This window comes from Salmonella sp. HY31 (assembly GCF_042604575.1).
In the GTDB taxonomy this organism is placed as follows: Bacteria; Pseudomonadota; Gammaproteobacteria; order Enterobacterales; family Enterobacteriaceae; genus Salmonella; species Salmonella diarizonae.
Window position 1 is genome coordinate 3,796,533 of record NZ_CP170479.1, and the last position, 16,530, is coordinate 3,813,062.

Sequence of the window (16,530 nt, forward strand, 5' to 3'; positions counted from 1 at the left end):
ATGGCGACGTAACTGTCTTATCCGGCCTACAAAAACCGTTCCGATTGTAGGCCGAATAAGCGAGGCGCCATCCGGTAAACGAGCGCAATAACAATAAAGAGGTTTTAGGATGGGGCAATTGTCAGAATCACATGCATTAGGGGGCGGGCTGAAATCACGCCACGTCACCATGTTATCGATCGCCGGCGTCATCGGCGCCAGCCTGTTTGTCGGTTCCAGCGTGGCGATTGCGGAAGCCGGGCCTGCGGTACTGCTGGCCTATCTGTTCGCGGGACTTTTGGTCGTCATGATTATGCGAATGCTGGCTGAAATGGCCGTCGCCACGCCGGATACCGGTTCTTTTTCCACCTATGCGGATAAAGCGATCGGCCCCTGGGCCGGGTATACCATCGGCTGGTTATACTGGTGGTTTTGGGTGCTGGTTATTCCGCTGGAGGCCAATATTGCCGCCATTATTCTGAATTCATGGATACCGGGTATTCCGGTCTGGCTATTTTCATTAGTGATTACGCTTGCCTTAACCGGAAGTAATTTATTGAGCGTCAAAAATTACGGCGAATTCGAATTCTGGCTGGCGCTGTGTAAAGTGATTGCCATTCTGGCGTTTATCGCGCTGGGCGCGGCGGCGATTAGCGGTTTTTATCCGTATGCTGAGGTAAGCGGTATCTCCCGGCTGTGGGATCACGGCGGTTTTATGCCTAACGGCTTCGGCGCGGTGTTAAGCGCCATGTTGATCACCATGTTCTCTTTTATGGGTGCGGAGATTGTCACTATTGCTGCCGCAGAATCCGATACGCCGGATAAACATATCGTACGCGCCACCAATTCTGTTATCTGGCGAATTTCCATCTTTTACCTGTGTTCCATTTTTGTGGTGGTGGCGCTGATCCCGTGGAATATGCCAGGCCTGAAAAGCGTAGGCTCATACCGCTCGGTACTGGAGCTGTTTCATATTCCACACGCAAAATTCATTATGGACTGCGTGATTTTGTTGTCGGTGACCAGTTGTCTGAACTCCGCATTATATACCGCGTCCCGGATGCTCTATTCCCTTAGCCGCCGCGGCGATGCGCCTGCGATAATGGGAAAAACTAACCGTAGCAAAACGCCCTGGGTGGCGGTTCTCCTCTCTACCGGCGCGGCGTTTTTAACCGTTATCGTCAATTATTACGCCCCGGCAAAAGTGTTTAAATTTCTCATCTACAGTTCCGGTGCCATCGCGCTGCTGGTCTATCTGGTGATTGCGATTTCGCAATTACGGATGCGTAAAATTCTGCTGGCGCAGGGCGGAGAAATTAAGCTGAAAATGTGGCTCTATCCGTGGCTCACCTGGCTGGTTATCGGCTTTATCTGCTTTGTCCTGGTGGTGATGCTATTTCGACCGGCACAACAATTAGAAGTCATTTCGACGGGGCTGTTAGGGCTGGGAATTATATGTACCGTGCCCATTATGTCTCGCTGGAAAAAACTGATAAGGTGGCAAAAAGCCCCCTTGCAAACCCTACGTTAGCGTTATTCCCGGCGTCAGCCGGGAAGCTTCTCAGGAGTAAAAGATGACCGCCCTTTCCCAACCGACGGCCATAGATGGATATCGCTGGCTGAAAAATGACATTATTCGTGGCACTTATCAGCCGGATGAAAAACTGCGGATGAGTTTATTAACCTCCCGCTATGCGCTCGGCGTAGGGCCGCTGCGCGAGGCGCTGTCACAACTGGTAGCGGAACGGCTGGTCACCGTGGTGAATCAAAAAGGCTATCGCGTGGCCTCCATGTCAGAGGCGGAACTCCTCGATATTTTTGACGCGCGCGCCAATATGGAAGCGATGCTGGTGCGCCTGGCGATTGAACGCGGCGATGATGCGTGGGAGGCGGAGATCCTGGCGCGAGCGCATATGCTCAGCAAACTGGAAGCCAGCGATGCCAGTGAGCATATGCTCGATGAATGGGATCAGCGCCACCAGGCGTTTCATTCCGCGATTGTCGCCGGGTGCGGCTCCCACTATCTGCTACAGATGCGCGAACGATTATTCGACCTGGCGGCCCGCTACCGCTTTATTTGGTTACGTGAAACCGTCCTGTCTGTCGAGATGCTGGAAGATAAACATATCCAGCATCACACGCTAACAGAAGCGATACTGGCGCGCGAGGCGTCACGCGCCAGCGAATTAATGCGTCAGCATTTGCTGACGCCGATTCCCATTATTCGCCAGGCGATGACAGGAAAAATGCTGCCAGGAGTGACCTGATAGCCATTATTCTTCAGGAATACGCAACACTTGTCCCGGGTATATTTTTTCCGGGCTTTTCAGCATCGGTTTATTTGCCTCGAAGATTTTATTATACAGATTGGCGTTACCATACACTTGCTTTGAAATAGCGCTCAGGGTGTCGCCTGATTTTACGGTATAAAACTGACTTTCAGCCGAGGACGTTGTGGTTTTAACCTGATCGTCAACGCTGCTAATCCCGGCGATATTCCCCACAGCAACCAGAATTTTTTCTTTTGCCTCCTGACTCAACCCATCACCCGTGACTGTCGCTTTTCCATCGGCAATTTGCACATTCACTTTGTCAGCGTCGGGTATCCCCGTTTTATTTAAATGTTCCTGGACTTTTTTCGCCTGTTCGTCCTTATCATGATTCGCGGTTACCGCGTCCCAGAGTTTTTCACCTGCATCTTTTACAAAATTGAAGAGACCCATATTCACCTCGCTTGTCAAAAATATACACAGAGAAAAGTGTAGCAGAGGGAATGAGGTTATCCTGATAAGCGGCGCTTACGCGCCGCCGGTGGCCGATAATTAATGACGCATCTGAACCCAAAATGCGTGGATAAGTCCCGGAATATATCCGAGTAATGTCAGCAGGATATTAAGGATAAATGCCCAACCGAACCCTTTTCCTAAAAGCACGCCGAGCGGAGGCAAAATAATCGTAAATACAATTCTCCAGAACCCCATATACACTCCATACAAGCAAAATTAGTCATTGTTTAAAAAGAGATTTTATCTCTAAGCATAGTCAGTTTACCTGAGCCTGCCAGTCGCGCATCGCGCTTTTACCCTCCTTTACGCTCTTTACGCTGGCATTAGGTTGACGTTTATTTTAGAATTAACTAAATTTAGAAAATGCTTAAATAACGATGACAGAGCTTGAACAACTTCAGGCCAGCGCAGAACAGGCGGCGACCCTGCTCAAAGCGATGAGCCACCCAAAAAGATTACTGATTTTATGTATGCTTTGTGGTTCGCCCAAAACCAGTGCAGGCGAACTGGTGCGCATTACCGGGCTAAGCCCCTCCGCGACGTCGCAACATCTGGCGCGGATGCGGGAAGAAGGACTGATTGATAGTCAACGCGATGCCCAGCGCATTTACTATTTCATTAAAAATGAGGCGGTTAATACGCTTATCGCCACGTTAAAGAATCTCTATTGTCCATAAGGAGGCACGATGTCCATTGGGATAGTTTCCCCCCGTGAGGCGCAAGCGCTGATAGCGCAAGGCGCGAAACTGATTGATGTGCGCGACGCCGACGAATATCTGCGCGAGCATATTCCACACGCACAACTGGCGCCGCTCTCCCGGCTTGAACAAGGCGCTTTGCCCGCCAACCTGCGAGCGGAACAGATTATTTTTCACTGTCAGTCAGGTAAGCGAACCAGCAGCAATGCGGCAAAACTACAGGCCATTGCCGCCCCTGCTCAGGTCAGTTTACTGGAAGGCGGCATCGACGGATGGAAAGCGGCAGGATTGCCCGTCACAGAAGACAAATCGCAACCGCTGCCGCTGATGCGTCAGGTGCAAATCGCCGCCGGCGGGTTGACGTTACTTGGGGTGATTCTGGGCTATACGATCCACGGCGGCTTTTTCCTCATTAGCGGTTTTGTCGGCGCCGGGTTAATGCTGGCAGGCATGACAGGCTTCTGCGGAATGGCGCGACTACTGGAAAAAATGCCCTGGAATACCCGTACTCATTAAGCGGTACATTCACCGCACATTGGTAAGTTTATAGTAGACTGAATCCGAGCTTATGGCTTTCGTTTAACTGTGTTCTAGTCAGTTTATAATAGAGTGAATCCGTGTTTATAACATCATTCAACAGGAGGATGTATGTTCGCTCCCGGTGATATAGTACAGCCCCGAATGGGAGGGCCGAAACTGAAAGTCATTGAAGTGAATGAGGATCAAATTGTTGCCGTACAGGCCCGCAATGAGCAGGGCGAAAAATTGACGCTCAAAGCGGTGGACGTCACCCTTTATTCTGAAGAAGATGATTTTGGCCTGTGCTGATTTATCAAAATGATAATGGCGCAACGTTTCCTGATGGTCATGCCGGAGTTACCGTTAATAGAGATCGGAAACGAAGCGCCATTTGTTAAATACAATCCGTGCTTAAATTAAGAAATCATCCAGGGATTTCCCCGCAGCCAGCGCCTGGGCAATCGGTTTAGGCGTACGACCTTGTCCGGTCCAGGTTTTTTCTTCGCCATTGAAATCGGTAAAACGATATTTTGCCGGACGCGGCTGGCGCTTCTTAGCTGAACGCGGCATCGCTGAATCCATCGCAAATAACTCTTCCGGGTTAATACCGTCTGCTTTCATCAGCTCCAGAAAGGTATTAATTTTCTCTTGCTTCTCCGCAAGCTGGCGTTGCTGCAATTCCTCTTCTTCGCGTCTTTCTTTAGTGACAGCCCTGAATTTTTCGAGCATTTCTTCAAGGACGTCAATGGAGAATTCGCGAGCCATAGCACGCAGCGTACGGATATTATTTAAGTTCTGTAACATCAGATTCATATCAATAAAAACCTTTTAACGCAGAAAACAAAAAACTATTACAGGCAGTATTGTATGCCATTATGAATTATATTTCCAGAGCCTGAAGTTCATACAGATATACCCAGAGGGAATCGATTAATTATATTAATCCGTTAACTTGACGGCTATATTCATTCCCTCCACGTATTTCAGGTTATCCTGTCTGCAGTATATCTGTAGGTTTCCCGTTCGGCTGTTTATAGCGTATTGCACATCTCAGTAACAGCGGCAGCCCCCACTGTGGCCGACTTCATGTAAAATGAATATTTCATCACAATAACAGACTAATCATTCAAATCTGGTCGTCAGAGCTTTATGCTAAAAAACACCCGACAACAACCTTAATTATGCTGGAAAATGACGAGAACGTTCCGTTAGCCGAGAGTACATGGCATCTGACAACATTCAGAATGCTGCTGAAAATCGCCAGAAAAACAGTGCATTATAATATATTGATTTAAAAAGAATTAGTTATCACCAACAACGAAAATCCCGTTGCGAGCAAAAAACAAACAATCACAGAGTATTTTATCGACAAAAAGCCCATAAATAAAAACTTTACACTAGTTGATAGTTACTATCCAGGAACATACTCTATGCAAAAGCAAAAGTGCTTCGTGATTTCACTACAAACCATAACCTCATTCTGATTGATACGTTACAAGGAGCATTGACATGTTCTCTCCACAGTCACGCTTGCGTCATGCCGTAGCAGACACGTTTGCGATGGTTGTTTACTGTTCTGTTGTGAACATGTTGATCGAGATATTCCTCTCCGGAATGAGCTTTGAGCAGTCGCTTTCTTCCAGGCTGGTGGCGATACCTGTCAACATTTTGATTGCATGGCCATACGGCGTTTATCGCGATCTGATTATGCGCGTCGCGCGTAAGGCAAGCCCGGCGGGATGGGCAAAAAGCCTGGCAGATATATTGGCTTATGTCACCTTTCAATCACCCGTTTATATTATCATTTTGCTGACCGTCGGCGCCGGCTGGCACCAGATAATAGCCGCCGTGAGTTCAAACATTGTCGTTTCAATGTTAATGGGCGCGGTTTATGGCTACTTCCTGGATTATTGTCGTCGCCTGTTTAAAGTGAGCAGCTATCATCAGGCTAAGGCGTAAGTTAGCGTCGCGACTGGCGTTGCCAGTCGCGCTTTTAGTTGGTTTTTTCGTCGCCAAATAGCCCATTCAGATAACGTTCTAACGCTATTCGTGAGCTAAAGCCGTGGGGAATACCGTAATGTTCGTGGGTCTCGCCGCCTAAATAGAGCGGAAAATTTTGGTAGTGATCGCAGGTTTTAATATCCGAAGCCGGGTCAGCCAGTGATGAGCTTCGGTCTTTTAATCTGGGGTGAATGATCAACGCGGTACGCCCCATACGCGCCTCGCGGTTAACATAAACATAATTCTCGCCGCGTCGATAACCATACGTCTTATTCGTCACCACATCGACGGTAAACCCTGCCTTTTCCAGTACACGCGCCACCTCGTCAGGTCGTAAATACATATTTTATCCTCATTCTCTTTTACTGCGGGCTTACCTTACCCGATAGACCGTTATCAGCGCTTTCAGAAAAGTCCAGAAACGCAATGATATCGCCGTAACGAGCCTCAGCAGGTAAAAATATGAACTACACTGAAAGCTACATCGAAATCAATGGAGGATCATATGCTTAACAAACCGAACCGAAACGACGTCGATGATGGTGTTCAGGATATTCAGAATGATGTCAATCGATTAGCCGACAGTCTGGAAGATGTCCTTAAATCCTGGGGAAGCGATGCGAAAGACGAAGCCGAGGCTGCGCGACGTAAAGCACAGGCGCTGCTGAAAGAGACCCGAGCGCGGATGCATGGCCGTACTCGCGTAAAACAAGCCGCTTGTGATGCAATGGGGTGCGCGGATACGTTTGTGCGTGAAAAACCCTGGTGTAGCGTAGGAACCGCCGCAGCGGTAGGTATTTTTATCGGGGCGCTGCTCAGCCTGCGTCGCTAACGGCGTGCGCTGCCGGATGGCGACATACTTTATTTGGCCTGCATCATTGCCGCAGGCCAGAGTCGTGCCATTCGGCGAAACAGTTACTGTATCGCCTGTCGAAGCTGCCATGCGACCTGTTTCGCCATGGCAGCGGAAGTAATATTAGTAAACGACAGTAAAATGCCCCCCTTTCCTGCCGAAATCACTCGCCAGCGGCTTAGCGCCTGTACCGCCAGTTCCGCCTGATTCGCCTTCGCTACCTGCGCTTTATCATCACCTTCAACCTCAATAACCAATTGAATGCCGCCTTTCTGTAAAGTCACAACAAATCCCTGTTCTGCCAACGCCTCCTCTATCCATAACCGTCGCTGAGCATAATGTTGACGCATCTTTTTCAGATGTCGCCAGAAATGGCCATCATGGATAAAATCAGCCAGCGTGTGCTGCCATAACAAAGGTACGCTGCAGGGCATCAGCGACACCTGTTGCCGGAAATGCTCAATCTGCTTTATCGGCACCACCAGCCAGGCGGTACGTAATGCCGGAAAGAGCGACTTACTGAACGTTCCGGCGTAAATCACGCGCTGCGGGGCATCCAGACTCTTGAGCGGCGGAAGCGGTTTACCGTGATAACGAAATTCGCTGTCGTAGTCATCTTCAATAATCCAGGCCTGCACATTCGCCGCCCATGCCAGAAGTTGCCGTCGGCGAGTTAACGACAGCGCTACACCCAACGGACTTTGATGGGCGGGCGTCACCAATACAAAGCGCCCTTGCGGGCAATCCCGCATCCCCGCCGCGACATTCAGCCCATCGGCATCGACCGGAATCGGCGCCAGCGTAACCCCCTCCTGAGTTATCACCGGGCGAATTAACGGAAAGCCGGGATCTTCCACCCACATGTTGTCTCCCGGCACAGACAATGTACGCAGGATTAGCCGCATAGAATCCGCATAACCGGAGGTAATAAATACCTGCTCCGGCAGACATTCAATGCTACGCGAAACCCGCAGGTAATCGACTATCGCCTGGCGCAAAATCGCCTCGCCGCAGACGTCGCCTAATGCCAGATCGAAGCGCGTCTGCGTGCGCAACCGACGCCCCATTACTCGCGCCCACTTCTCGCGCGGAAAGAGATCCAGCGCCGGTAACCCCATCTGAAAGGGTTTCGGCTCCGGACTTTCTCCGGCAAAAACAGCGGGTATCGGCGGCGCCGTCTCAAACCGTAGAGCGTTGCTCACAAACGTGCCTGCCTGGCCACGTCGCTCCAGCCAGCCCTGCGCCACCAGCTCGCCATAGGCATTTTCCACCGTGGCGCGAGAAACGCCCAGTTCCTGCGCCCACGTCCTACTGGAAGGCAAGCGCGTTCCGGGCGCGAGTTCTCCTTGCTCAATGGCCGTTTTTAACTGACGAGCGATGTGCTGATAGCGCGGCATATGGTCTGCTTTTTCTGTAAAAATATGGCTCTCTTTTACAGACCATTATAGTGCTACAGTGCTCGTCATCAACACGAGGAGAAACATGATGACGACGTTACGCCAACCCTATTATGAACTGAGCCCGGAGGTTTACAGCGCTCTGGTGCAGGCGAAAAACGCGCTGGAAAAGAGCACGCTTGACCCTACCCTGATGGAGCTGATTTACCTGCGCATTTCGCAAATTAATGGTTGTGCATTTTGTCTGGAGATGCACAGTAAGACCCTGCGTAAGGCTGGCGTGAATCAAGCTAAACTGGATGCGCTGGCAGGCTGGCGGGTAAGTCACCATTTCAGCGAGCAAGAGTGTACGGCGTTAGCCTGGGCGGAATCGGTGACGCACATTGCTGAAACCCACGCTGAAGATAATGTTTATCTGCCGCTGCTCGCTCACTTTAGCGCGCGTGAAATCAGCGATCTGACCTTCGCCATCGGTTTGATGAACTGCTTTAACCGTCTGGCGATCGGTATGCGCATGTGACGCATTTTTGCTGAATGGCGCTGATGCTATCCGGCTCTGTTATGCGTGAACCTGTAGGCCGGATCGGGCGTTCACGCCGCCATCCGGCAAAAATTAGCCATGCCATCCCTACCCCGCTGTGTTCATCAGCGACGTTAAAATTAATCGGAAATTCCCATATCTTGTATGGTTGAATCTTAATTCAACTACATCTAGTATTGACTGTATCAGCACACGACAACCCGACGCGTTTCATCGCGCCGTTTTCTCATTATAAACGGAAATACGAATCATGAGCATTACTATTTACACTCGCAATAACTGTGTTCAGTGCCACGCCACGAAACGGGCGATGGAAAGCCGTGGATTTGAATTTGAGATGGTGAACGTCGACCTGGTGCCGGATGCAGCGGATACGCTCCGGGCGCAAGGGTTTCGTCAATTACCGGTGGTGATGGCGGGCGATTTGAGCTGGTCTGGCTTCCGCCCGGACATGATTAACCGTCTGCATACAACGCCTCACGCGGCAAGCGCATGAGCGCGCTCGTCTACTTCTCCAGCAGCTCTGAAAATACGCACCGCTTTATGCAGCGTCTGGGGCTGCCCGCCACGCGTATTCCACTCAATGAACGGGAGCGAATTCGGGTAGACGAGCCGTACATTCTGGTTGTGCCGTCATACGGCGGCGGCGGGATGGCCGGTGCGGTGCCGCGACAGGTGATCCGCTTTTTAAATGATGAACACAACCGGGCGCGCATTCGCGGCGTCATCGCCTCCGGTAATCGCAATTTCGGCGATGCCTGGGGATGTGCTGGCGATGTGATAGCACAAAAATGCGGCGTACCCTGGCTGTACCGCTTTGAGCTCATGGGCACACAACGCGACATCGATAACGTCCGAAAAGGAGTAAATGAATTTTGGCAACAACAACCCCGGAGCGCGTAATGCAGGAAACAATGGATTACCACGCCCTGAACGCGATGCTGAATCTTTATGATAAAGCAGGCCATATTCAGTTCGACAAGGACCAGCAGGCGGTCGACGCCTTCTTTGCCGCCCACGTCCTCCCACATTCCGTGACGTTTGCCAGCCAGCATGAACGTCTGGACACGCTGGTTCAGGAAGGTTATTACGATGACGCGGTCCTCGCGCGTTACGACCGCGCCTTCGTCCTCAGCCTGTTCGACCACGCTCACGCCAGCGGCTTTCGCTTCCAGACGTTTCTTGGCGCCTGGAAGTTCTATACCAGTTACACGCTGAAAACCTTCGACGGCAAACGTTATCTGGAACACTTTGAAGATCGGGTGACAATGGTGGCGCTGACGCTGGCGCAGGGTGACGAAACGCTGGCCACCCAACTGACCGATGAAATGCTTTCTGGTCGCTTCCAGCCCGCCACCCCGACTTTTTTAAATTGCGGTAAACAACAGCGTGGGGAACTGGTCTCCTGCTTCCTGCTCCGTATCGAAGACAATATGGAGTCGATCGGGCGGGCGGTGAACTCGGCGCTGCAACTCTCCAAACGCGGCGGCGGCGTCGCATTTTTACTCTCCAATCTGCGCGAGGCGGGCGCGCCGATCAAACGCATTGAGAATCAATCGTCCGGCGTGATCCCGGTGATGAAAATGCTGGAAGACGCGTTTTCGTATGCCAACCAGCTCGGCGCGCGCCAGGGGGCCGGCGCGGTTTATCTCCATGCGCACCATCCGGATATTCTGCGTTTTCTGGATACCAAACGGGAAAACGCTGACGAAAAAATCCGGATCAAAACGCTCTCTCTCGGCGTGGTGATCCCGGACATCACCTTCCGGCTGGCGAAAGAAAACGCGCAAATGGCGCTCTTTTCGCCCTATGACGTACAACGACGCTACGGCAAACCGTTTGGCGATATCGCCATTAGCGAACGGTACGATGAATTAATTGCCGATCCGCACGTGCGTAAAACCTATATTAACGCCCGTGACTTTTTTCAAACACTGGCAGAGATTCAGTTCGAATCCGGGTATCCCTACATCATGTTTGAAGATACGGTAAACCGCGCGAATCCGATTGCCGGTCGCATTAATATGAGCAACCTGTGCTCGGAAATTTTACAGGTCAATAGCGCTTCCCGTTACGACGATAACCTTGACTATACCCACATCGGGCATGACATCTCCTGCAATCTCGGCTCGTTGAATATCGCTCACGTCATGGATTCACCGGACATTGGCCGTACCGTAGAAACCGCTATTCGCGGCCTGACAGCGGTCTCAGACATGAGCCATATACACAGCGTGCCCTCAATAGCCGCCGGTAATGCCGCCTCTCATGCCATCGGTCTGGGCCAGATGAATCTGCATGGCTATCTGGCAAGGGAAGGAATTGCCTACGGTTCGCCGGAGGCGTTGGATTTCACCAATTTCTATTTTTACACCATTACCTGGCATGCCGTGCACACTTCAATGCGGCTGGCCCGTGAACGCGGCAAAACCTTCGCCGGATTTGCGCAGTCGCGCTATGCCAGCGGCGACTATTTTACGCAGTATTTACAGGACGACTGGCAACCGAAAACGGCGAAAGTCAGGGCGCTATTTGCCCGCAGTGGCATTACGCTGCCCACACGAGAAATGTGGATAAAGCTGCGCGACGATGTGATGCGCTATGGCATCTATAACCAAAATTTGCAGGCGGTGCCGCCGACCGGTTCGATTTCTTACATTAATCATGCGACCTCCAGCATTCATCCGATTGTGGCAAAAATTGAGATTCGCAAAGAGGGCAAAACCGGGCGTGTGTATTACCCCGCGCCGTTTATGACCAATGAAAATCTGGATATGTATCAGGATGCTTACGATATCGGTCCGGAAAAAATTATTGATACCTATGCCGAAGCCACGCGCCACGTCGATCAAGGGCTGTCGCTCACCCTGTTTTTCCCCGATACCGCCACGACCCGCGATATAAACAAAGCGCAGATCTATGCCTGGCGAAAAGGTATTAAGTCACTGTATTACATCCGGCTTCGCCAGTTGGCGCTGGAAGGTACTGAAATTGAAGGCTGCGTATCCTGCGCGCTATAAGGAAAGCAATATGAAATTATCTCGTATTAGCGCCATCAACTGGAACACGATCCAGGACGACAAAGATCTGGAGGTGTGGAACCGTCTGACCAGTAATTTCTGGCTGCCGGAAAAAGTGCCGTTATCGAATGATATTCCGGCCTGGCAGGCGCTGAGCGCCGCCGAACAGCAGCTCACCATTCGCGTGTTTACTGGCCTCACGCTGCTCGATACTATCCAGAACATCGCAGGCGCGCCGTCGTTGATGGCGGATGCCATCACGCCGCATGAAGAGGCAGTGCTGTCGAACATCAGCTTTATGGAAGCGGTACACGCCCGCTCTTACAGTTCTATTTTTTCCACTCTGTGCCAGACAAAAGATGTTGATGCCGCCTACGCCTGGAGCGAAGAAAACCCGCCGCTACAGCGTAAGGCGCAGATTATTTTGGCTCATTACGTCAGCGATGAACCACTAAAGAAAAAGATTGCCAGCGTCTTTCTGGAGTCTTTTCTGTTCTATTCCGGCTTCTGGCTGCCGATGTATTTCTCCAGCCGCGGTAAGCTCACGAACACTGCCGACCTGATTCGTTTAATCATTCGCGATGAAGCGGTTCACGGTTATTATATTGGCTATAAATATCAGATCGCGCTACAAAAACTATCGACAATCGAGCGTGAAGAGTTAAAGCTTTTTGCGCTGGATTTGCTGATGGAACTGTACGATAACGAAATCCGCTACACAGAAGTTTTATATGCGGAAACCGGCTGGGTTGACGACGTCAAAGCCTTCTTGTGCTACAACGCTAATAAAGCCTTAATGAACCTGGGTTATGAGGCGTTATTTCCGCCGGAGATGGCAGACGTGAATCCCGCGATCCTTTCCGCGCTCTCGCCGAATGCCGACGAAAACCACGATTTCTTTTCCGGATCAGGTTCATCTTATGTGATGGGAAAAGCAGTCGAAACCGAAGACGAAGACTGGAATTTTTAACCTTATGGGTATGGGAAATAACGTTACATTTCCCATGCCATTATTTCAAGCAATGTTGAGTTAAATCGCGCAAATATTACAGCATGTTCTACACTCAATACGAGTGACATTATTCTCCTGGATTTCCCCAATTCAGGTGGATTTTTGATGGTTGTCACAAAAAATATCTTCTCCACCTCATTCGCGCTCAGCCCTTATATCATGGGAAATCACAGCCAATAGCATCTCGCAATATTCATGCCAGAAGCAAATTCAGGGTTGTCTCAGATTCTGAGTATGTTAGGGTAGAAAAAGGTAACTATTTCCATCAGGTAACATATCGACATAAGTAAATAACAGGAATCATTCTATTGCATGGCAATTAAATTAGAAGTGAAGAATCTGTATAAAATATTTGGAGAGCATCCGCAACGCGCCTTCAAATATATTGAAAAGGGACTATCGAAAGAGCAAATACTGGAAAAAACGGGGCTATCGCTTGGCGTTAAAGACGCCAGTCTGGCCATTGAAGAAGGCGAGATATTTGTCATCATGGGATTATCCGGCTCGGGTAAATCCACAATGGTACGCCTTCTCAATCGCCTGATTGAACCCACCCGCGGACAGGTATTGATCGACGGCGTTGATATTGCAAAAATATCAGACGCTGAGCTTCGCGAGGTGCGCAGGAAAAAGATTGCGATGGTCTTCCAGTCATTTGCGCTCATGCCGCATATGACCGTGCTGGATAATACGGCATTCGGTATGGAATTAGCGGGCATCGCGGCGCAAGAGCGTCGTGAAAAAGCGCTGGAAGCCTTGCGTCAGGTGGGGCTTGAGAATTACGCTCATGCCTATCCGGATGAACTTTCCGGTGGGATGCGTCAGCGTGTTGGACTTGCCCGCGCGCTGGCAATCAACCCTGACATCTTATTAATGGATGAAGCATTTTCCGCCCTCGATCCATTAATTCGTACCGAAATGCAGGATGAGCTGGTGAAATTACAGGCGAAACATCAGCGTACCATTGTCTTTATTTCCCACGATCTTGATGAGGCTATGCGTATTGGCGACAGGATTGCCATTATGCAAAATGGCGAGGTCGTACAGGTTGGTACGCCGGATGAGATCCTGAATAATCCGGCAAATGATTATGTCCGCACGTTCTTCCGTGGCGTGGATATTAGTCAGGTCTTTAGCGCCAAAGATATTGCCCGTCGCAGTCCGGTCGGATTAATTCGTAAAACGCCAGGTTTTGGTCCCCGTTCGGCACTGAAATTATTACAGGATGAAGACCGTGAATATGGTTACGTCATTGAACGTGGTAATAAATTCGTGGGCGTCGTGTCTATCGACTCATTAAAAGCGGCATTAAGTCAGGCGCAAGGGATTGAAGCTGCGCTTATCGACGCCCCTTTAGTCGTTGATGCGCAAACCCCACTCAGCGAGTTACTCTCTCACGTCGGTCAGGCGCCCTGCGCGGTGCCGGTTGTCGATGAAGAACACCAGTATGTTGGCATTATTTCAAAACGTATGTTGCTACAGGCTTTAGATCGCGAGGGGGGAAACAATGGCTGATCAAACGAATCCGTGGGACACCGCACAGGTGGCGGATACTACGGCGCAAACGGCTGATGCCTGGGGAACACCGGCAGGCGTAGCCACGGATGGCGGCAGTGCCGACTGGCTGAACAACGGGCCAGCACCAGCGCCTGAACACTTTTCTCTTCTGGACCCGTTCCATAAAACGCTGATCCCGCTGGATAGCTGGGTCACCGAGGGAATCGACTGGGTCGTCACCCATTTCCGCCCCCTTTTTCAGGGGATTCGTGTGCCGGTGGATTACATCCTTAACGCTTTTCAGCAACTGCTGCTGGGAATGCCCGCCCCTGTGGCGATTATTCTCTTCGCGCTGATTGCCTGGCAGGTTTCCGGCATGGGCATGGGGATCGCGGCGCTGATATCGCTGATCGCGATCGGTGCGATCGGCGCCTGGTCGCAGGCGATGATTACCCTGGCGCTGGTGCTGACCGCCCTGTTGTTCTGCGTCATGATCGGATTACCGATGGGAATCTGGCTGGCGCGCAGCCCGCGCGCAGCCAAAATAGTTCGTCCGCTGCTGGATGCGATGCAGACTACGCCCGCGTTCGTCTATCTGGTGCCGATTGTCATGTTATTCGGCATCGGTAACGTGCCGGGCGTCGTGGTGACGATTATTTTTGCTCTACCGCCGATTGTACGCCTGACGATCCTGGGCATTAACCAGGTGCCTGCCGACTTAATTGAAGCGTCGCGCTCGTTCGGCGCCAGCCCGCGCCAAATGCTGTTCAAAGTGCAACTACCGCTGGCGATGCCCACCATTATGGCAGGCGTCAATCAGACGCTGATGCTGGCCCTCTCGATGGTGGTGATCGCCTCGATGATTGCGGTCGGCGGACTTGGCCAGATGGTACTACGCGGCATTGGTCGTCTTGATATGGGTCTGGCAACCGTCGGCGGCGTCGGCATTGTGATTCTCGCCATCATTCTGGACCGTCTGACGCAGGCCGTCGGGCGCGACTCGCGTAGCCGCGGCAACCGTCGCTGGTATACCACTGGTCCTGTTGGGCTAATCACCCGCCCTTTCGTTAAGTAACTCTCCTGTCGCCCGGTAACGCTACGCTTACCGGGCTTACAACTCCCTACCATAATTAAAGGAACAACGATGCGACATACCGTGATATTTGCCTCAGCGTTTGCCACCCTTGTCACCGCCAGCGCTTTCGCTGCCGACCTGCCTGGCAAAGGCATTACCGTCCAACCTATTCAAAGCACTATTTCTGAAGAATCCTTCCAGACGTTACTGGTCAGCCGGGCGCTGGAAAAGTTGGGCTATACCGTAAATAAACCAAGTGAAGTCGATTACAACGTAGGCTATACCTCCATCGCCTCTGGCGATGCGACGTTTACCGCCGTAAACTGGCAGCCGCTGCATGATGATATGTATGCCGCGGCAGGCGGAGACAAAAAGTTTTACCGCGAGGGTGTCTTCGTCTCCGGCGCTGCGCAGGGGTATCTGATCGATAAAAAAACCGCCGAGCAGTACAACATCACCAATATCGCTCAGCTAAAAGATCCGAAAATCGCCAAAATCTTCGATACCAATGGCGACGGAAAAGCGGACATGATGGGCTGCTCGCCGGGCTGGGGCTGCGAAGCCGTGATCAATCACCAGAATAAAGCGTTTGATCTCGAAAAAACCGTTGAGGTCAGCCACGGTAACTATGCGGCGATGATGGCTGATACCATTACCCGTTTTAAAGAAGGCAAGCCGGTGCTGTATTACACCTGGACGCCATACTGGGTGAGCGACGTAATGAAGCCGGGTAAAGATGTCATCTGGCTACAGGTGCCGTTCTCCTCCCTGCCGGGCGAACAGAAAAATATTGAGACTAAACTGCCGAACGGCGCGAACTATGGGTTCCCCGTCAATACCATGCATATTGTCGCCAATAAGACATGGGCGGAGAAAAACCCGGCGGCGGCGAAACTGTTCGCCATCATGAAGCTGCCGCTGGCGGATATCAACGCGCAGAACGCCATGATGCATGCTGGTAAATCGTCTGAAGCCGATGTTCAGGGACACGTGGATGGCTGGATCAACGCCCATCAGCAGCAGTTTGACGGCTGGGTGAAAGAAGCGCTGGCCGCGCAGAAATAATATCGTTTTTATGCCGGATAGCGGCGCAGTTCATGCGCCGCTATCCGGCCTACTCAATCTCTCCTCAAACCGCACAATTCATCACGT

At 51.3% G+C, this 16,530-nt stretch carries 20 protein-coding genes; 15 read left to right on the forward strand and 5 right to left on the reverse strand.

Features of this window, described 5'->3' with window-relative positions; translation table 11 throughout:
- Positions 1-109 precede the first annotated feature (109 nt).
- Both gabP and csiR read left to right on the forward strand, forming a co-directional pair.
- Positions 110-1,510 (forward strand): GABA permease, encoded by a 1,401-nt coding sequence (gene gabP / locus ACE15A_RS18065; RefSeq protein ID WP_053509006.1) that lies wholly within the window; start codon positions 110-112, stop codon positions 1,508-1,510.
- Positions 1,511-1,553: 43 nt separating this feature from the next.
- The gene (gene csiR, locus ACE15A_RS18070; RefSeq protein WP_023249011.1) at positions 1,554-2,246 is read left to right on the forward strand and encodes a DNA-binding transcriptional regulator CsiR; all 693 of its coding nucleotides are present in this window, start codon (positions 1,554-1,556) and stop codon (positions 2,244-2,246) included.
- Between the two features lie 6 nt (positions 2,247-2,252).
- Here csiR and lysM read toward each other — a convergent pair whose 3' ends face one another.
- Both lysM and ACE15A_RS18080 read right to left on the reverse strand, forming a co-directional pair.
- The gene (gene lysM / locus ACE15A_RS18075) at positions 2,253-2,702 is read right to left on the reverse strand and encodes a peptidoglycan-binding protein LysM (RefSeq protein ID WP_053509007.1); all 450 of its coding nucleotides are present in this window, start codon (positions 2,700-2,702) and stop codon (positions 2,253-2,255) included.
- Between the two features lie 99 nt (positions 2,703-2,801).
- Positions 2,802-2,960: a YqaE/Pmp3 family membrane protein gene (locus ACE15A_RS18080; RefSeq protein WP_000508175.1), complete on the reverse strand. Its 159-nt coding sequence runs from the start codon at positions 2,958-2,960 to the stop codon at positions 2,802-2,804.
- 182 nt (positions 2,961-3,142) lie between these two features.
- On the opposite strand from ACE15A_RS18080, the gene ACE15A_RS18085 reads away from it, so the two are divergent.
- The 3 genes from ACE15A_RS18085 to ACE15A_RS18095 all read left to right on the forward strand — a co-directional run bounded on the left by ACE15A_RS18085 (position 3,143) and on the right by ACE15A_RS18095 (position 4,291).
- On the forward strand, positions 3,143-3,442 hold the full coding sequence (locus tag ACE15A_RS18085) for a helix-turn-helix transcriptional regulator (protein ID WP_023249009.1): 300 nt from the start codon (positions 3,143-3,145) through the stop codon (positions 3,440-3,442).
- Between the two features lie 9 nt (positions 3,443-3,451).
- Positions 3,452-3,979, forward strand: a complete 528-nt coding sequence (locus ACE15A_RS18090) for a rhodanese family protein (protein ID WP_023249008.1) — start codon at positions 3,452-3,454, stop codon at positions 3,977-3,979.
- A gap of 132 nt (positions 3,980-4,111) precedes the next feature.
- The gene (locus ACE15A_RS18095; RefSeq protein WP_023249007.1) at positions 4,112-4,291 is read left to right on the forward strand and encodes a hypothetical protein; all 180 of its coding nucleotides are present in this window, start codon (positions 4,112-4,114) and stop codon (positions 4,289-4,291) included.
- A gap of 102 nt (positions 4,292-4,393) precedes the next feature.
- On the opposite strand, the gene stpA is transcribed toward ACE15A_RS18095, so the two are convergent.
- Entirely contained in the window at positions 4,394-4,795 is a 402-nt protein-coding gene (gene stpA / locus ACE15A_RS18100) for a DNA-binding protein StpA (RefSeq protein WP_023249006.1), read from the reverse strand.
- Positions 4,796-5,491: 696 nt separating this feature from the next.
- Between stpA and alaE the strand changes: the two genes are divergently transcribed.
- Positions 5,492-5,941 carry an L-alanine exporter AlaE gene (alaE, locus tag ACE15A_RS18105; protein ID WP_053509009.1) on the forward strand — a complete coding sequence of 150 codons (450 nt, stop codon included), beginning with the start codon at positions 5,492-5,494 and terminating at the stop codon, positions 5,939-5,941.
- A 34-nt stretch (positions 5,942-5,975) separates the two neighbouring features.
- Here alaE and ACE15A_RS18110 read toward each other — a convergent pair whose 3' ends face one another.
- On the reverse strand, positions 5,976-6,326 hold the full coding sequence (locus ACE15A_RS18110; protein WP_023249004.1) for a DUF2002 family protein: 351 nt from the start codon (positions 6,324-6,326) through the stop codon (positions 5,976-5,978).
- Between the two features lie 162 nt (positions 6,327-6,488).
- On the opposite strand from ACE15A_RS18110, the gene ACE15A_RS18115 reads away from it, so the two are divergent.
- Positions 6,489-6,815, forward strand: a complete 327-nt coding sequence (locus ACE15A_RS18115; RefSeq protein WP_001650455.1) for a DUF883 domain-containing protein — start codon at positions 6,489-6,491, stop codon at positions 6,813-6,815.
- A gap of 83 nt (positions 6,816-6,898) precedes the next feature.
- Here the strand turns inward: ACE15A_RS18115 and ACE15A_RS18120 are convergent, their stop codons facing one another.
- Positions 6,899-8,233, reverse strand: a complete 1,335-nt coding sequence (locus tag ACE15A_RS18120; RefSeq protein ID WP_064055742.1) for a PLP-dependent aminotransferase family protein — start codon at positions 8,231-8,233, stop codon at positions 6,899-6,901.
- Positions 8,234-8,321: 88 nt separating this feature from the next.
- On the opposite strand from ACE15A_RS18120, the gene ACE15A_RS18125 reads away from it, so the two are divergent.
- The 8 genes from ACE15A_RS18125 (at position 8,322) to proX (ending at position 16,443) form a co-directional block, all read left to right on the forward strand.
- On the forward strand, positions 8,322-8,753 hold the full coding sequence (locus ACE15A_RS18125; protein ID WP_053509013.1) for a carboxymuconolactone decarboxylase family protein: 432 nt from the start codon (positions 8,322-8,324) through the stop codon (positions 8,751-8,753).
- 271 nt (positions 8,754-9,024) lie between these two features.
- Entirely contained in the window at positions 9,025-9,270 is a 246-nt protein-coding gene (gene nrdH / locus ACE15A_RS18130) for a glutaredoxin-like protein NrdH (protein ID WP_023249001.1), read from the forward strand.
- Positions 9,267-9,677 (forward strand): class Ib ribonucleoside-diphosphate reductase assembly flavoprotein NrdI, encoded by a 411-nt coding sequence (nrdI, locus tag ACE15A_RS18135; RefSeq protein WP_053509016.1) that lies wholly within the window; start codon positions 9,267-9,269, stop codon positions 9,675-9,677. The genes nrdH and nrdI overlap by 4 nt, the downstream gene beginning before the upstream one ends.
- Positions 9,650-11,794, forward strand: a complete 2,145-nt coding sequence (gene nrdE, locus ACE15A_RS18140; protein WP_053509018.1) for a class 1b ribonucleoside-diphosphate reductase subunit alpha — start codon at positions 9,650-9,652, stop codon at positions 11,792-11,794. Before nrdI ends, nrdE begins: the two co-directional genes overlap by 28 nt.
- A gap of 10 nt (positions 11,795-11,804) precedes the next feature.
- Positions 11,805-12,764 (forward strand): class 1b ribonucleoside-diphosphate reductase subunit beta, encoded by a 960-nt coding sequence (gene nrdF, locus ACE15A_RS18145; protein WP_053509020.1) that lies wholly within the window; start codon positions 11,805-11,807, stop codon positions 12,762-12,764.
- 354 nt (positions 12,765-13,118) lie between these two features.
- Positions 13,119-14,321, forward strand: a complete 1,203-nt coding sequence (gene proV, locus ACE15A_RS18150) for a glycine betaine/L-proline ABC transporter ATP-binding protein ProV (RefSeq protein WP_053509022.1) — start codon at positions 13,119-13,121, stop codon at positions 14,319-14,321.
- Positions 14,314-15,378, forward strand: coding sequence for a glycine betaine/L-proline ABC transporter permease ProW (gene proW / locus ACE15A_RS18155; protein WP_023248996.1), 1,065 nt, complete (start codon positions 14,314-14,316; stop codon positions 15,376-15,378). The genes proV and proW overlap by 8 nt, the downstream gene beginning before the upstream one ends.
- Before the next feature lie 69 nt (positions 15,379-15,447).
- Entirely contained in the window at positions 15,448-16,443 is a 996-nt protein-coding gene (proX, locus tag ACE15A_RS18160) for a glycine betaine/L-proline ABC transporter substrate-binding protein ProX (RefSeq protein WP_023248995.1), read from the forward strand.
- The last annotated feature ends 87 nt before the right edge of the window (positions 16,444-16,530 follow it).

Coding starts and splice junctions, on each gene's coding strand:
- ACE15A_RS18095 (WP_023249007.1), top strand. CDS start 4,112: ATGTTCGCTCCCGGTGATATAGTACAGCCCCGAATGGGAGGGCCGAAA.
- ACE15A_RS18080 (WP_000508175.1), bottom strand. CDS start 2,960: ATGGGGTTCTGGAGAATTGTATTTACGATTATTTTGCCTCCGCTCGGC.
- proX (WP_023248995.1), top strand. CDS start 15,448: ATGCGACATACCGTGATATTTGCCTCAGCGTTTGCCACCCTTGTCACC.
- gabP (WP_053509006.1), top strand. CDS start 110: ATGGGGCAATTGTCAGAATCACATGCATTAGGGGGCGGGCTGAAATCA.
- ACE15A_RS18120 (WP_064055742.1), bottom strand. CDS start 8,233: ATGCCGCGCTATCAGCACATCGCTCGTCAGTTAAAAACGGCCATTGAG.
- ACE15A_RS18110 (WP_023249004.1), bottom strand. CDS start 6,326: ATGTATTTACGACCTGACGAGGTGGCGCGTGTACTGGAAAAGGCAGGG.
- stpA (WP_023249006.1), bottom strand. CDS start 4,795: ATGAATCTGATGTTACAGAACTTAAATAATATCCGTACGCTGCGTGCT.
- nrdI (WP_053509016.1), top strand. CDS start 9,267: ATGAGCGCGCTCGTCTACTTCTCCAGCAGCTCTGAAAATACGCACCGC.
- proW (WP_023248996.1), top strand. CDS start 14,314: ATGGCTGATCAAACGAATCCGTGGGACACCGCACAGGTGGCGGATACT.
- proV (WP_053509022.1), top strand. CDS start 13,119: ATGGCAATTAAATTAGAAGTGAAGAATCTGTATAAAATATTTGGAGAG.
- csiR (WP_023249011.1), top strand. CDS start 1,554: ATGACCGCCCTTTCCCAACCGACGGCCATAGATGGATATCGCTGGCTG.
- lysM (WP_053509007.1), bottom strand. CDS start 2,702: ATGGGTCTCTTCAATTTTGTAAAAGATGCAGGTGAAAAACTCTGGGAC.
- nrdF (WP_053509020.1), top strand. CDS start 11,805: ATGAAATTATCTCGTATTAGCGCCATCAACTGGAACACGATCCAGGAC.
- ACE15A_RS18125 (WP_053509013.1), top strand. CDS start 8,322: ATGACGACGTTACGCCAACCCTATTATGAACTGAGCCCGGAGGTTTAC.
- nrdH (WP_023249001.1), top strand. CDS start 9,025: ATGAGCATTACTATTTACACTCGCAATAACTGTGTTCAGTGCCACGCC.
- alaE (WP_053509009.1), top strand. CDS start 5,492: ATGTTCTCTCCACAGTCACGCTTGCGTCATGCCGTAGCAGACACGTTT.
- ACE15A_RS18085 (WP_023249009.1), top strand. CDS start 3,143: ATGACAGAGCTTGAACAACTTCAGGCCAGCGCAGAACAGGCGGCGACC.
- ACE15A_RS18115 (WP_001650455.1), top strand. CDS start 6,489: ATGCTTAACAAACCGAACCGAAACGACGTCGATGATGGTGTTCAGGAT.
- ACE15A_RS18090 (WP_023249008.1), top strand. CDS start 3,452: ATGTCCATTGGGATAGTTTCCCCCCGTGAGGCGCAAGCGCTGATAGCG.